General features: G+C 49.3%; 12 protein-coding genes, 1 pseudogene and 1 CRISPR repeat array. Of the genes and pseudogenes, 10 read left to right on the forward strand and 3 right to left on the reverse strand.

Annotated features, from left to right (window positions below):
- Nucleotides 1-25: 25 nt before the first annotated feature.
- Nucleotides 26-921: direct repeats of the CRISPR family, unit length 28 nt; unit sequence GTTTAGATCTTACCTATGAGGAATTGAA.
- A 495-nt stretch (nucleotides 922-1,416) separates the two neighbouring features.
- A complete protein-coding gene (locus CCB157_RS01030) occupies nucleotides 1,417-1,797 on the forward strand; it encodes a hypothetical protein (RefSeq protein WP_077614073.1) in 381 nt (126 codons plus the stop codon).
- A gap of 346 nt (nucleotides 1,798-2,143) precedes the next feature.
- On the opposite strand, the gene CCB157_RS17170 is transcribed toward CCB157_RS01030, so the two are convergent.
- Nucleotides 2,144-2,377, reverse strand: coding sequence for a hypothetical protein (locus CCB157_RS17170; protein ID WP_143286871.1), 234 nt, complete (start codon nucleotides 2,375-2,377; stop codon nucleotides 2,144-2,146).
- A gap of 109 nt (nucleotides 2,378-2,486) precedes the next feature.
- Between CCB157_RS17170 and CCB157_RS01035 the strand changes: the two genes are divergently transcribed.
- From CCB157_RS01035 to CCB157_RS01045, 3 genes are read left to right on the forward strand one after another with little or no spacing between them, the layout of a single operon-like run.
- Complete coding sequence (locus tag CCB157_RS01035) at nucleotides 2,487-3,536, forward strand: M1 aminopeptidase family protein (protein WP_143286872.1); 1,050 nt, start codon at nucleotides 2,487-2,489, stop codon at nucleotides 3,534-3,536.
- A 15-nt stretch (nucleotides 3,537-3,551) separates the two neighbouring features.
- Complete coding sequence (locus CCB157_RS01040) at nucleotides 3,552-4,421, forward strand: ATP-binding cassette domain-containing protein (RefSeq protein ID WP_077614075.1); 870 nt, start codon at nucleotides 3,552-3,554, stop codon at nucleotides 4,419-4,421.
- Complete coding sequence (locus CCB157_RS01045) at nucleotides 4,393-5,097, forward strand: hypothetical protein (protein ID WP_077614076.1); 705 nt, start codon at nucleotides 4,393-4,395, stop codon at nucleotides 5,095-5,097. Before CCB157_RS01040 ends, CCB157_RS01045 begins: the two co-directional genes overlap by 29 nt.
- A gap of 216 nt (nucleotides 5,098-5,313) precedes the next feature.
- Here the strand turns inward: CCB157_RS01045 and pepT are convergent, their stop codons facing one another.
- Nucleotides 5,314-6,546, reverse strand: coding sequence for a peptidase T (gene pepT, locus CCB157_RS01050; protein ID WP_077614077.1), 1,233 nt, complete (start codon nucleotides 6,544-6,546; stop codon nucleotides 5,314-5,316).
- A 424-nt stretch (nucleotides 6,547-6,970) separates the two neighbouring features.
- Here pepT and CCB157_RS01055 point away from each other — a divergent pair, with 424 nt between their 5' ends.
- From CCB157_RS01055 to CCB157_RS01075, 6 genes and pseudogenes are all read left to right on the forward strand, one after another.
- Nucleotides 6,971-7,573 (forward strand): nucleotidyltransferase family protein, encoded by a 603-nt coding sequence (locus CCB157_RS01055; RefSeq protein ID WP_077614078.1) that lies wholly within the window; start codon nucleotides 6,971-6,973, stop codon nucleotides 7,571-7,573.
- A gap of 482 nt (nucleotides 7,574-8,055) precedes the next feature.
- Entirely contained in the window at nucleotides 8,056-9,897 is a 1,842-nt protein-coding gene (locus tag CCB157_RS01060; protein ID WP_158077158.1) for a BglG family transcription antiterminator, read from the forward strand.
- Nucleotides 9,898-10,008: 111 nt separating this feature from the next.
- Nucleotides 10,009-10,284: pseudogene (locus CCB157_RS17905) on the forward strand (PTS sugar transporter subunit IIB); the annotation flags it as partial.
- Nucleotides 10,285-10,368: 84 nt separating this feature from the next.
- Entirely contained in the window at nucleotides 10,369-10,674 is a 306-nt protein-coding gene (locus CCB157_RS17910) for a PTS sugar transporter subunit IIB (RefSeq protein ID WP_238594556.1), read from the forward strand.
- A 93-nt stretch (nucleotides 10,675-10,767) separates the two neighbouring features.
- The gene (gene celB / locus CCB157_RS01070; RefSeq protein ID WP_077614081.1) at nucleotides 10,768-12,096 is read left to right on the forward strand and encodes a PTS cellobiose transporter subunit IIC; all 1,329 of its coding nucleotides are present in this window, start codon (nucleotides 10,768-10,770) and stop codon (nucleotides 12,094-12,096) included.
- 42 nt (nucleotides 12,097-12,138) lie between these two features.
- Complete coding sequence (locus CCB157_RS01075; RefSeq protein ID WP_077614082.1) at nucleotides 12,139-13,461, forward strand: 6-phospho-beta-glucosidase; 1,323 nt, start codon at nucleotides 12,139-12,141, stop codon at nucleotides 13,459-13,461.
- A 165-nt stretch (nucleotides 13,462-13,626) separates the two neighbouring features.
- Here the strand turns inward: CCB157_RS01075 and CCB157_RS01080 are convergent, their stop codons facing one another.
- A complete protein-coding gene (locus tag CCB157_RS01080) occupies nucleotides 13,627-14,802 on the reverse strand; it encodes a L,D-transpeptidase family protein (protein WP_077614083.1) in 1,176 nt (391 codons plus the stop codon).
- Nucleotides 14,803-14,918: the final 116 nt, after the last annotated feature.

Here is a 14,918-nt window from a genome sequence, read left to right on the forward strand (position 1 = left end):
ACCGCTTTCCCATATTGGAGAAAGCGTTTAGATCTTACCTATGAGGAATTGAAAGTTTTTTKTTTTGGAGGGTGGAGCATGAAGATCAAGGTCCGTTTAGATCTTACCTATGAGGAATTGAAAGTATTCGCTGTCCATGTAATAGACCGGGATTCGGTCCGTGTTTAGATCTTACCTATGAGGAATTGAAAGTTGAAAATGCCGGCCGGATTGGGCTGCCGATCCCAGGTTTAGATCTTACCTATGAGGAATTGAAAGTTTTTGGAAAGGAGCATAGCCATGGATCTGGACATTGTTTAGATCTTACCTATGAGGAATTGAAAGTTTTTCCGCAAAATCCCATCTTGTCCAAGCGTATGACCGTTTAGATCTTACCTATGAGGAATTGAAAGCAGCGACATCATCGAGCTTTTGGCGAATGGCAATGCGGTTTAGATCTTACCTATGAGGAATTGAAACTGGAAAACCCACATTGGGTAATCCTCACTCCAAATCGTTTAGATCTTACCTATGAGGAATTGAAACTCGGCCTTTCCAACCGGCTCACGGTTCTCATACCAAGTTTAGATCTTACCTATGAGGAATTGAAACCTCAACTCTCGGAAGCACAAAACATTCCGGAGTCTGGTTTAGATCTTACCTATGAGGAATTGAAGCCCATCCGGTGTATCGCTCATTCCGTTCCCGTTTGCGTCGTTTAGATCTTACCTATGAGGAATTGAAACTTGGCATAGTTGTCGGCATGGTTGTCAGCATACTTGGTTTAGATCTTACCTATGAGGAATTGAAACTACAACAACGGCGATGAATATTTAGAAGGCTACATTGTTTAGATCTTACCTATGAGGAATTGAAACCTCAGGATGGAATATCGTTCGGCCGGTTGGATCACCGTTTAGATCTTACCTATGAGGAATTGATGCTTGTCGTGACGTTCCATATGATGAGTGATGGCCGTACGTAACCCGTAGTCCCCTTACCGGAGGCTTGGTCATCAGGTCCCCGAGACGGATAATTCTCTTACGGACGGGAGTGAGAATTGAAAAGCAAATAAATGATTGTCTTCTTCTTAGCAAATGAAGTATGAGAAGTCTGCAAATACAATGGCCTATTCCAAAAGGGAAAGGTTTTCTGTACAAAACAGCAGACGGAAATCAATCCGCCCGGTTAAACAGCCTGAGTCCCGTTGTTCAAAGGGACTCAGACTGTTTCGTTCTTCCGGAGACCCTATCTTTTATGGCTTCAAACTTTTCTCAGTGAGATAAAAGTTTGAATGAATGGAACGAGTTTTGTAGAAAAATTTCGAATCCAATGGCCGGAAAATCATGTATACTTATTTTTGGGATAAAAAATATTATTTACAAATTTACGGCATCTGAGGCGTTAATCGATTAAATGTTTGAGAGGTGAGCGACGATGCAAAAAAAACGAAGGTCGATACTGGGGTTTTTAATTCTTGGGATCATTTGCGTCATAACAGGCTTTAATGTAATGAACGGCTTCATCCACGAACAGATGAATGACTTTTTTATGATCAACTTGTTTCTTTTCGTCGTGGGTGTGACCGACATCCTCTTTATGTCTGTCAATGTCGGGAATAAAAGGGATGAAAAAGTTAAAATCGCCAAATTAAAATCGGCGAGCTGGGCAGGATTGACCAATCTGGTCATTTTGTTCATATTTGCGGTTCTCGCTCAATTTCATGTCGTTGACGGCAACCTGTCCATCCGATTCGCTCTGATCCTTTCGTTCATCCCATACGCCGTCTATCAGTTGGTTCTTTTAAAAAGAATTTAAAGGGCTCCGCATCTATTTGTGCAAAAAATGGGGCGGGATAAGTGAAGAAACGCGCAAATCGCAGAAACACTTGACCGCTTTCGGGTATTATGCGATCAAATGTTGCTCGTGCTCATGAACCACGCGGCCTCTTAAAAACACATCCATTTTTGTCGGAAAGGAGACGAGTAACCGTTAACCGTTACTCGATGTGAGCGATGAACGGATTTCCCACATTCTATATTAAAGCCATGATAAAAAACCCTATCTTTTTTATTTATATTTCATTTGTTTTATTTTTTGTATATTTTATAAAAGGTTCTTTGCATATTACCATTTTTGAGTTCGTTAGGCTCTTTTTTCATGGTTACATTTGTTCCAATTTGTTTCTTTTGATTTCTACGGCGTGGGTAATTTCCAAGCGGTATGAATCGCTCGTTTTCTTGGAACGCGACGTGTTGAAAAAACAATGGAAGTTGCTTTTTTCTGCTTTCATTATCAGTTCTGTCGTCGCCCTGTTGCCGATGGCGGCCATGCTCGCTTTTAAAAACCCTCTGACGGATGGGTCTTTTCTATGGAAAGGCCTGGTCCATTTCTTCATATTGTGGACCCTCTCAAACATGCTGGCGGCCACGATCGGGACGACCATTGGAATTTTAGTGCAACACAGGGCATCCATCTTACTTTCTTTACTTTTATATGGTTACTTTTTGTGGAAATCGATTAATACGACCATTACCTATCAGCAGAAACTCCTAAATATTTTCGACGATTATATGCAAGTCGAGACCAATACAATGTCCGGCACGATCTTTAACCTGAATTATTTTTTGGACAAATTGTTCTTGATTTTATTGATGCTATTCTTGTTATTGATCACTTATAGCGTTTATCGTAAGAAAAAAACGGCATATATCCTGTTGGCGGTTCTGGCCTTGCTGGCCATGAAGGGGGTCGTCATTTACGGCGAAAAACACGTGCAAAAAATCCGGGCGTATCCGACTGCTGAGTTCGCACATGTTCCTTATGCCGTTCAAACCTATAAAATGGACCTGGCTTTGACGAATAGACTGAAAAATACGGCGGAATTAGAAATGTCTTTTTCCTCCGCCGGCGACGCCATCAACTTGCTGCTGGACGACTGTTTCACGATCGATTCGGTGAAAGTCAACGATTCTCCCGTAAAGTATAGCCATAAAAATAATCTTCTAAAAATCGACGTCCCGTACCGGCCAAACGAAACGAAAAAGATCGTCGTTTCCTATGAGGGCGATGTCCAGCTCGAAGACGACTTGGGCGTGCTGACTTATTATGTGACGAGCGATGCCGTCAATCTCCCCGGATGGCTCTTTGCGTGGTATCCCGCCATGCCCGAACCAAAACCTTCCTATTACGATGTTCGCTTGGACGCTTCGGCAAAGATTTATTCCAATTTGGGAATATTCACTGGCGAAACCGAACGGAAAGGGGAAACGTCGAGTTTAAGCCTGTTTGCCGGACAATATCAAACGCTAACGGATAATGGGGTGACTTACATTCTTCCAATCGATGCCCATTTGGATGTATTCCAATCCAGTCTTAAGGGGCTCATAAACCAAGCGGCCAAAGCACGACACCGGACATTGTCAGCCTCCGATCTTCAATCCTTGCAAAACAGGGCCTACAAAACGGTGATCGTCGGAAGTTGGCCCAATGGTTTAGACGACGAAGGCCTTCGATTGGTTGGAGATACGCTTATTGTCAACGATTCTAATTATTAAAGGGGCTTGATGCGCATGGGGAACCACTTATCGATCGAAAACGTGTCCTTTTCATATGGGAAAAATGTGGTGCTGGACAATATTTCGTTTGCCTGTCGAGACGGGATCACCGCCCTATTGGGAAATAATGGAGCCGGTAAAACGACATTAATGAATCTATTAACGGGATTAAAAAAACCTTCGCGCGGAAGGATCATGTTGAACGGCATCGATTTATTAAAGACAAAACCTTACCCCATCGATCAGGTCGGCTATTTACCGCAAACCTTCGATATGTACGGCAACGTTACCGGATATGATCTTCTGTCCTATGTGTTTGATTTAAAAAAGATAAAAACGAATAAAAAAGAAACAATCGATGAAATCGTCGAACGGTTCCACTTGGGACCCGTCATCCACCAAAGAATCGGGAAGTATTCGGGCGGCTATAAAAGAAGATTGGGCATCGCCCAGGCGGTCATCGGAAAACCGACGTTGCTGATCATCGATGAACCGACGGCGGGCTTGGACCCGGAGGAGAGGGCGCAATTCAGGAGCTATCTGTCCGAAATCAGCAACGACGCCATTACTCTGATTTCCACGCACATCATTGAAGATGTCGAGTTGTACAGCCAACAGATCATCATTTTAAAAGATCATTCCATTGCCTTTGACGGCTCGGTCGCAGAAATGATCTCCGAAAGCATCCCGTATATACGAACGCTTGAAACGGATTTCTCGACGTTGATGGCCTTGCGGAAAAAGGTGACCGTCATTGAAGAAAAACGGCTGAGCACCGATCGTTACAAAATCCGGTTTATCAAGAATGAACAGGACGTCGCCGACAGTTATCAAGAAAAGGAGATTTCATTGGAAAATGCGTACATCTATTTTCAAAACCGATAACGTCTTTTTCAATCATTACTTTAAAATCTATGATATTCGCGGGTTCAAATTGATATTGACCTTAGCTCTCCTTTTGCTCCTGTTCGTTTATTCCGTTTTGTTCCCCGCTCCATCAAACTACCTCATATCAATAAAGGCAAAAAACCTTCTTAAAGGCGTGGATGATTTGTATGATTATGCCGTGCCGCTTTTGGCGGCCTTGATGACCGCTTTTGCGTTTTTCAATGATTATAAGAATCAGACCTACCGGTTTCTGGCCTTCTACCATCCGGCCTCTTTCAACCGTCCAATGGTTTACCGTTGGGCGATCATTGTTTTCCTCTTTTGCATCGGCTCGTTTGTTTCAGCGGGATTCTATTACCGCAATGTTTCTTTTTTCGGCCTGATCGGCTTTTTGTTGAGCGTGCGTTTTCTCCCGAATATTGTTTTTCTTTCCGCGCTCATGTTGTGCATCATCGCTTTAACGAAGAACAGCTATGCCGGTCTGTTCGTGACGCTCGTCTATTTTGTCCTTGATCTGTATTCGGACGGCCGATTGTTTAAGCTCTTTTCGATGGGGGCGAATACAGCTAATTTTTATTACGCCATCTCGCCGGAATATTTTCTTTTCAATCGTTTATTGATTTGTTTGGCCGCCGGATGTTTCTTAGGTCTTGCTTGTTATCAACGCCGGTGAGGTGGCCGGCATCTGGATGGCCGCGGATGTGGATGCGCCCATGCCGCTTCAAGAAAAGTGCCCGCGGTGTTTCTGCAACGGTCGTTTCATGCTCCGTTAAAAAAAGCACCCGCCGCGCTCCTCGTAGGACCCTGAACGGGAATCGGAGCGCAGGCGGACGCCGTACGTGGGTCACATGATTAAGCGGCGGTTATCGGATGGCTCGCCGTGCTTCATTCAAGCGCGTTGTTCAAACAGCTTGATGATTTCGATGATGACGTTCGTCGCTTTGATCATGTTGTCGACGGAAATGTATTCGTACTTGCCGTGGAAGTTTTCGCCGCCGGTAAAGATGTTCGGCGTCGGCAGGCCCATGTAGGACAACTGCGAGCCGTCCGTACCGCCGCGGATCGGGGAAATGATCGGCTCGATCCCCAGATTTTTCATCGCCTCTTGCGCGATGTCGACGATTTCCTTCACCGGCTCGATTTTTTCCCGCATGTTGTAATATTGGTCGTTCAATTCCAGCTGAATGTTTTCTTCGCCGTATTTCTCTTTGAATTCCTTGACGACGGTTTCGAGATAAGCTTTGCGGGCGTTAAAACGATCCCGGTCAAAATCGCGGATAATGTAGTGCAGCTTGGTTTGCTCGACGTCGCCGTTTATGGACAGCAAATGATAAAACCCTTCGTACCCTGAGGTGAATTCGGGCGCTTCGTCCGCCGGCAATCGATTGTGCAAGTCCATGGCGATCTTTGCCGCGTGAATCATTTTCCCCTTCGCCGATCCGGGATGGACATTTTTGCCTTTCACCGTAATCTTGGCCGCGGCGGCGTTAAAGCTTTCGTATTGCAGCTCGCCGAGCGCGCCGCCGTCGACCGTGTAAGCGACTTTCGCGTCAAAAGCGGCGACGTCGAATTTGTGCGGCCCCCGGCCGATCTCTTCATCCGGCGTAAAGGCGACGCGCACCCGCCCGTGCTTGATTTCCGGGTGTTTGATCAAGTAGGCCATCGCCGTCATGATTTCGGCGATGCCGGCTTTGTCATCGGCGCCGAGCAGCGTCGTGCCGTCGGTCGTGATGAGCGTATGGCCTTTATAGCGGGAAAGTTCCGGAAAATCTTGCGGCGACAGCACGATATGTAAGTCTTCGTTTAAGACGATGTCCCCGCCGTCATAGTTTTCGACGATTTGCGGGTTGACGCCCGCCCCGGTCATTTCGGTCGCCGTGTCGACATGCGCCAAAAAGCCGATCGTCGGCACGGGTTTATCCGTATTGGCGGGAAGCGTCGCCATCACATAGCCGTTTTCGTCGATCGTGACGTCTTCCATGCCGATCGCTTTCAATTCGTCGACGAGCTGGTTGGCGAGCTCGAGCTGTCCGGGCGTTGACGGACAGGTGTCGCTGTCTTCATTGGACTGTGTGTTCACTTTGACATAGGACGTGAAGCGTTTGATGATTTCCTCTTTCACTGCGCCTGCCTCCCTTTTTCTCGGTTAGTTTTATCATATCACGATCGAACGACCGCCACATCCTCCCGGCCAGCGCGACCATGATCGGAAAAAGCGGAAAACCCCGCCGACCGTCACATGAAGCGGCGGGAGGTTTTGCGAACCGATGATTTGAAAATGGCTGTGCCCCTCAGCCATGTAGCGCCGGCCATCAACACCGTTTCATTTTCTTAAGAACCGAGCGGCCGTACATCCGGATTACCGCGCCGTTCCGCTTCAAAAGATTGGCCGAATCCACCCGTAGATGGAGCGCCCTAAACCGCGCGGCGCCGATCACGGGATCCTTCATCCGCCAAAAAAGCCGGCAAATACGCGGGTTGCATCCATAGAATAAAAAGTATTTTGTGAGTTTTATGATACAATATTTTTGTTTGGAGGGAAATCCATGCGCGTGGAAAATCAAGAGGATGTCTTGAGGATCATCCGGGAAGATCATTGGATGATGGAAATATTAAGGGCGGCCAAATCGTTGAATTTGCCCGATTGGTGGATTTGCGCCGGGTTTGTGCGCTCAAAAATTTGGGATGTTCTGCACGATTTTAAAAACCGGACGCCGCTCTCCGATATTGATGTCGTTTATTTTGATGGGACAAATGGAGATGAAGGGATTGAAAAGAGGTGGGAAGCCAAGCTAAGAAGCCTTCTGCCCAATGTCCCTTGGTCCGTGAAAAATGAGGCACGCATGCATGCGGTGAACCAGCTTCCCCCTTATACGTCGTCGGCGGACGCCATCTCGAAATTCCCGGAAACCGCCACCGCCTTAGGCGTCAAGCTGAATGACCGGGATGAGCTGATTTTGCTGGCTCCGCACGGGCTGGATGATGTGCTTCGTTTGCGTGTCAAACCGACGCCTTTATTTGAAAAAACGCCGGATCTGGCCAAGGTCTACGAAGAACGGCTCGCTAAAAAGAATTGGAAGGCGATTTGGCCTCAATTGAAGATATATCATCTTGGTGAAAACCGCGCCTCATCCGACCAGCGTCTATAAAGCGTGCAGGAAAAATCGGTGCCTCTTCATTCTCATGGTGGCGGGCATCGATCGAAAGGATGTCCAGTAGCGGCAGGCGACAGCAGGAAGGCGGATGATCTTAATGAGATGATGTTAAAACTCCTGTAAGTCCCTGTTTTTCAATGATTTGGTGTGCCCTTTTTGATATGAAACATCGGGGCATTTTATGTGTCAGAAGATGGAGTTTCCCTCCGCCGGGCGTCTTTCCTTCTTAAAAAGCGCCGGCTTCGGTTGTTTCATAGGAACCATTGTGCAATTAATATTAAAATAGATTCAACATTTTGTTCGAGCCTCATAAGGATGAGGCTGAGGGGATGCGTTGATTTCGGTCGATGTCCACCAACCGCATGAGTAATTTGGGCGTTCAAGATGCCTTTGCCATCCCCGTTTTCATGCGCCGAACGAAACCGACACGGTTTTATGTAAGCGATTTCCCTTCGAGGCCGAAAGGGGTTTTGACCGTGGAGACGAGGCAAGCGTATATCATGGAACGGCTGCGCATCGCCAAAGAGCCGGTCAGCGGCAACGCGTTGGCCGAAGAGTTAAACGTGTCTTCGCGGACCATCCGAAATCTCATAAAACAATTGAATGCGTCGCTCAAAGCATATGGGGCGGCCATCGAATCACGGCGCGGGAGCGGCTATCAATTGATCATTTACGACAGCCGGGCTTTCGCCAAATGGGCGGACGGCACCAAAAGGCAAAAGGAAGCACAAGGGGATCGGGACGGTCGAAAGCGCTGGATCATTGAATTTTTGGTGGATCATACCTATTTAAAATTGGACCGGGCCGCAGACCAACTTTATGTCAGTCGCTCGACGCTCTCGCAAGATCTCAAAGCGTTGAAACCAATTTTGGGAAAATACGGACTATCGCTCAAATCCAAGCCGAATTACGGCATTTACATCGATGGTGAAGAATATGATTTCCGCCTGTTTTTATTGAATGAAGGTCCGAAAAAAGAAGCCGATCCGGCCCTTGTCCGTTTGATCCATGAATGGGCCGGGCAGACCGGCGTGGTGCTGCGCGGCGACGGCATTGCGGAAATCGCCCGGTACATCCAAATCGCCCGGCGGCGCAACGCGGCGGGACATCCGCTGAAAACGCTGCCTTTTGATCCCGGCTGTTTGCGGAACGAGGCGGAATTCGAATGGAGCGGCCGCATGCTCAAAAGCCTCTCTGAAGAGGCGCCGCCTTTGACAGCGGGCGACCGGCTCTTCCTGACCATGCTCATCATCAAACATCGCGTCACGAGCATGGTCTATCCAAACGATCTTGCCGATGCGGGAGGGCTCGCCGATCTGACCGAAGCGGTGACCGATTTGTTGGAGCAACGGTTGGCGCTTCGCCCGACGAAGGAATGGCGGCAATATTTTATCCGCCATCTTCTGCCCGCTTTAAAACGGGCGCGGTACGGACTTGTCGCCAAAAACGAGATGTTGGAGGAAATCAAAAAACAATATCCGCACGCGTTTGACTTGGCGCTGCAAGCGATCGATTTGATTAAGGATCGCTTCGGCATCACCCTCTCGGAAGATGAAGCCGGCTTTTTGGCATTGCATTTGCAGCAAGCCCGTGAAGCTCGCCTTGAAAAAATTCCCGTCGCCATCGTATGTACGTCGGGCATCGCGTCGGCGCAAATTTTAAAGAAGAAGGTGGAAGGGCTATACGGGAACCGCCTCCAGATTACCGGGCTGTATGACAGCGGGGCATTGAAAGATAAAATCGGGCGCCATTGCCGGTTGATCTTATCGACCGTTCCGTTACCGGACGATGTTGGCTGTCCGGTGCTCGTCGTCCATCCATTGTTGACGGCCGATGATCAAATAAAAATACAGACGGCCATCAAATCATCCGATCGCTCTCCGCTGAAGCCGCCGTTATTTTTCCGGGACGTGACCTTCCGCTCGCCGACGGATGCGATCGTTTTCCTCGCCGGCGCGGTGATACGGAACGGCTATGCGCCTGAAGAATTGCTGGCGTTGACATTAAAGCGGGAGCGCGTGTCGCCAACGGCTTTCGGGGGCAACATGGCGTTGCCGCATCCGGCGGAACCGTGCGGTTATGAGACGGTTTTGGCCGTCGCCTTGTTGAACAAACCGATGGATTGGGGGCCGGACCGCCAAAAGGTGGAGTTGGTGTTTTTGTTGTCGGTCAAAAAAGGCAACGATCGCGACTTGGATGACATTTATGAACGCCTGCTCCTCATCATGGAACGCCCGGCGCTGCAGAAGAAAGCGTTGCAACTGGACGGTTTTTCGGCTTTTCAACGATTCTGGGAACAGCTCGATGCGGTCCGTTGACCTTTTTCCGTTGCATAGCGGAAAAAGGTCGAACTGTATATATGGGCGGAATTTTCTTATATTGGAGGTGAAGCGCCCTTTGCGACAAAAGAGGCCGCAAGGGGCGGAAGGATGAAAGGATCCTTGAAGGTCTATCTTTGTTGTTCGGGTGGGATGTCGACGAGCCTGTTGGCGAAACGGGCGCGGCAAGCCGCCGCCGAGCGTTCCGTTTCCATCGACATTCAAGCGGTGGACAGCGATCTGCTGGAGCGGAAGCTCGAGGGTGCGGACCTTGTGCTTTTGGGGCCGCACTTGCGGTACAAAGCCGACAGCATTCAAAGGCGGGCGCCGAAATCCGTGCGCGTGGCCATCATTGACACGGCGATTTACCAAACGTTCGACGGCCACCGGCTCTTGGACCAAATCCTTTCGTACAACATGGTAGCCGCGCCGGGTCGGAGAAAATCTTTCTCGGATGAGGAGAGTGGGACGATGAAAATCATGCTTTGTTGCGCGGCCGGCATGTCGACGAGTCTGCTCGTCGCCAAAATGCAGGAAGCCGCGAAGAAGGAAGGTTTGGAAGCGGAAATCACCGCGCTGCCTGCGGATGAAGCCAAGCAAAAATTGCATGAGGTGGACGTCGTTTTGCTCGGCCCGCAAGTTCGTTATTTGTTCAACGAAATGAAAACGCTTGCATATGAACATGGCATTAAAGCCGATGTCATCCAACCGATGCATTACGGGCTTTGCGACGGAGCGGCCGTTCTCAAACAAGCGGTGGATTTGATTAAGAGTTGATGAAGGGCCTACCCGGATTTTTTATCCATGAAACGGGCTTTCCATTCGTTGAATTGCGGCCTGCAACGCGAGGAAGAAGGGAGATGAAACAGGATGAACAAATTGATGAATTGGCTTGAAAAATACATCACACCGCTGGCTGCCAAGCTGGGCAATCAACGCCATCTCGTTTCCATCCGCGACGGCATCATCGTCACCATGCCTTTGATCATCGTCGGTTCACTGTTTTTGATCGTCGCCAACCTGCCGATCCCCGGCTTCGGCGATATGATGGCGCACCTGTTCGGGGAGAAATGGCAAGATAAACTGACGTATCCCGTCGGCGCCACCTTTGACATCATCGGCCTGGTCGTCAGCTTCGGGGTCGCTTACCGGTTGGCCGAGCGGTATCGCGTCGATCCGGTGTCGGCCGGCGTCATTTCCCTCGCCGCCTTTATCCTGACAACGCCGCATGAGATGTTGTATGCGACGGCGGCGGGCAAATCGGAACTGGTGACGGGGGTGCTGCCCGTCAGCCTATTGAGCAGCAAAGGCATCTTTATCGCCATGATTTTCGCTTTGATTTCGACCGAAATTTACCGAATCATCGTCCAAAAGGACATTACGATCAAAATGCCTCCGACCGTCCCGCCGGCCGTGGCGAAATCCTTTGCCGCATTAATTCCGGCATTTGCCGTTCTCGTTGTGGTTTGGCTCATACGCCTGGCCGTTGCTTATACGCCGTGGAAAGACATTCCGACGATGATTTCCACGTTGATCAGCATGCCGTTGAAGCATCTTGGCGGCGGGCTCGGCGGTATCTTGATCGCGGTGTTTTGCATCCAGCTCCTTTGGGTCGTCGGCCTGCACGGCGATGCGATCGTCGGCAGCATCATGATGCCCATTTGGCTCGCCTTAATGGATGAAAACCGCAAAGTGTTTATGGCTCATCCGCACGCCGATTTGCCGAATGTTGTCACGTCGCAATTTTATGAAGTCTGGACGACCGTCGGCGGTTCCGGTTTTACGATTGCACTCGTTCTCTATTATTTGTTCTTGGCGCGCAGCAAACAGTTGAAGCAGCTCGGCAGTTTGGCGATCGGTCCGGCGATCTTTAATATCAATGAGCCGGTCATCTTCGGCACGCCGATCGTGATGAATCCGATGTTGATCATCCCGTTTATTTTTGCCCCGCTCGTCATCGTGTTGGTGACTTATCTGTCCATGGATATGGGTTTGGTGGCCAAACCGAGCGGCGTCGCCGTCCCGTGGACGACCCCGATTTTCATCAGCGGCCTGTTGGCTTCAGGCGGGAAGCTTTCCGGCGCGGTCATTCAACTTGTCGATTTGCTCTTGGCGCTCCTCATTTATTATCCGTTCTTCCGGATGTTGGATAAACAACATTATCGAGAAGAGCGGGCGGCAGAAGCGCCGGAACAATAAACGCCCGTGCCGAAGCATAATGTTTACTGGGGGGAATGTGCCATGCTGAAAATCGCAACTATCGGTGGCGGATCGAGTTACACGCCCGAGCTGATCGAAGGCTTTATCAAGCGTTACGACGAATTGCCCGTCTCCGACATTTGGCTCGTCGATATCGAAGAAGGCCGCGAAAAGCTTGAAATCGTCGGGGCGTTGGCGAAGCGGATGGTGGAGAAAGCGGGCGTCCCGATCAACATCCATTTGACGTTGGATCGGCGTGAAGCGTTGGAAGGCGCCGATTTCGTCACGACGCAATTCCGCGTCGGCCTCCTCGATGCCCGCGTGAAAGATGAAAAAATCCCGTTGAAGTACGGCGTCATCGGCCAAGAAACGAACGGGCCGGGCGGGCTTTTTAAAGCGCTTCGCACGATACCGGTGATGCTCGACATCTGCGAGGACATGGCGGAATTCTGTCCCGACGCCTGGCTGATCAACTTTACAAACCCGGCGGGCATGGTGACGGAGGCGGTGCTCCGTTACGGCGCCGTAAAAAAGGTCATCGGGCTTTGCAACCTGCCGATCCACACGAAGATCCGCATCGCCCAAGTCCTTGGCGTTGAACCCGAACGCGTTTATATTCAATTCGCCGGGCTCAACCATATGGTGTACGGCTTGAACGTCTTTTTGGACGGCGAAAATGTGACGCAAAAGGTATTGGGGATTCTCGCGGGCGAAACCTCGTCGGACATCGACGTGAAAAACATCCCCGATCTCGGCTGGGAGCCCGATTTTATCAAGGCGCTGGGCGTTTTGCCTTGCCCCTATCATCGCTATTATTATCAAACGCAAAAAATGCTCGAGGAAGAGCTGGAAGCGGTGAAAAAGGAAGGCGTCCGGGCGGAGGTTGTCAAGAAATTGGAAGCGGACTTGTTCGAGCTGTACAAAGATCCGAACCTGAACGTCAAGCCGCCGCAACTTGAAAAGCGGGGAGGCGCTTATTACAGCGACGCGGCGTGCAACTTGATCGCCTCCATCTACAATGACCGCCGCGACATTCAAACGGTCAATGTCAGGAATAACGGCACGATTGCCGGCATTCCCGACGACTCGGCGGTCGAAGTGAACTGCGTGATCACGAAGGACGGCCCGCAGCCGATTCACGTCGGCGCCTTGCCGGTCGCCGTCAACGGCCTCGTCCAACAGATCAAATCTTTTGAACGCACGGCGATCGAAGCCGCCGTCACGGGCGATTACCACAAAGCGCTGCTGGCGATGACGATCAACCCGCTCGTCCCGTCCGACACGATCGCCAAACAAATTCTGGATGACATGCTCGAAGCGCACAAGGATTATCTCCCGCAATTCTTTAGCCGCGCCCATTCTTGATGAGCGGATTCGCATTCTGAAAAGTGCATGCGAATAGCAGAAGAGAGGAATGGACCCAAAAGGCGACAATGACCTTTTGGGTCCATTTTCTGGTTGGACGATAAGCCTTAGATTCGACACATCGTTTTTTCCCATTCCGCAGAAAAAGTCCGCCTTCGAGCCCTTTTACCGGCTGAGTTGAGAAAGCTGTGCTTGGGTTCCTTGGATGATCACAGGGTGTGCCGAAGGGGAAACCCATTTGAGCAGTTTAAGCATGTTTGCTTCGGATACGGCCGTGCATCCAGCGGTGTAAGGACCGGGCATCACGTGCAGAAAGATGGCGCTGCCGCGGCCTTTGATAATCGGATCCATATTAAAACGAATGATCATCGCGTATTTATACGCAGGAATTCGAAGGCGTTCAAACGATTTCCATCGTTTTTTCGGATCGCCTTTGTAAACGATCCATTTATTATAGTCGGAAGATGTGACGTCATCGACCCAGTAATCATATTTGGTGGTCATTTTGTATGATAACTTCACGCCGGAAGGCTTGGGAACCGTTCCGAAAGCCTTGCCAATGTCAAAGATGCCCGCAGGCGAACGCATATCGCCTTCGCGATGATTAAACGTGATGCCTCGTTTACCAATGACCGCAATCATGGTATAAACTTTCGTCCAATGCCCTGAACGATATTGGTATGCAGATAATGTGGCGCTGTAACTTGATGATGAACGGGCGGTTACAATCATGGCCTGGGTGGCGTGCCTTGTTCGATAGACTTTATTTAACAATCGATCTGTCGTAGACAAAGGCTTTGATTTTGATGGCTTTGATAGGGGTCGCGAATGAGAAACGACCGCCGACGGTTTACTTGCCTTGTTCGGAGCCGATGGTTTTTTAGTCGTTAAAATCGAGGAAGAGACCCAGCCTGTTTGATTGTGCTGGCCGTAATGAACGTGGTACCAAATCGTTTTGCCGTTCAATTTTTTCTCAAAAGCATGGACTTGCTTACCGCGTGTTAATACGTCGAGGATCGAATAATTTGTTCCCGCGCCGCTTCGGATGTTTCCGGATGATGAAAGATAAAAGGTTGCGTGATAGGAGGTAATAGAAGCTTTTTTCGGTAAAGCAACAGATGTTTTTGTTGATGTAGAGGAGGCAGAGACTGTTTCATCGGAAACGTCATTTTTTGAATCGAACGTTGGAGATGTCATATTTTTTTGCGACGGTGTGAATGATGCCGTTGCATGATGCATGGTTTCCGCATTTTTCTTTTGATGATCAATAGAGGTTTCATTACAAGCGGTCAATGCGATGCAGGCAATGAGCAAATAAGCCCCCTTTTTAAAAACATTCATTTAATACATTCCCTTTCGTTTTTTATATTTTATTACAAAACAGATTATTTGGGTGGTGCTTATTAACGCCATTGATGATGCCATGGGTGCATTTTTAAGATCTGTTGTGTAAAACA

Origin of the sequence: Caenibacillus caldisaponilyticus, from assembly GCF_002003465.1 — a bacterium.
GTDB classification, from domain to species: domain Bacteria; phylum Bacillota; class Bacilli; order Bacillales; family Sporolactobacillaceae; genus Caenibacillus; species Caenibacillus caldisaponilyticus.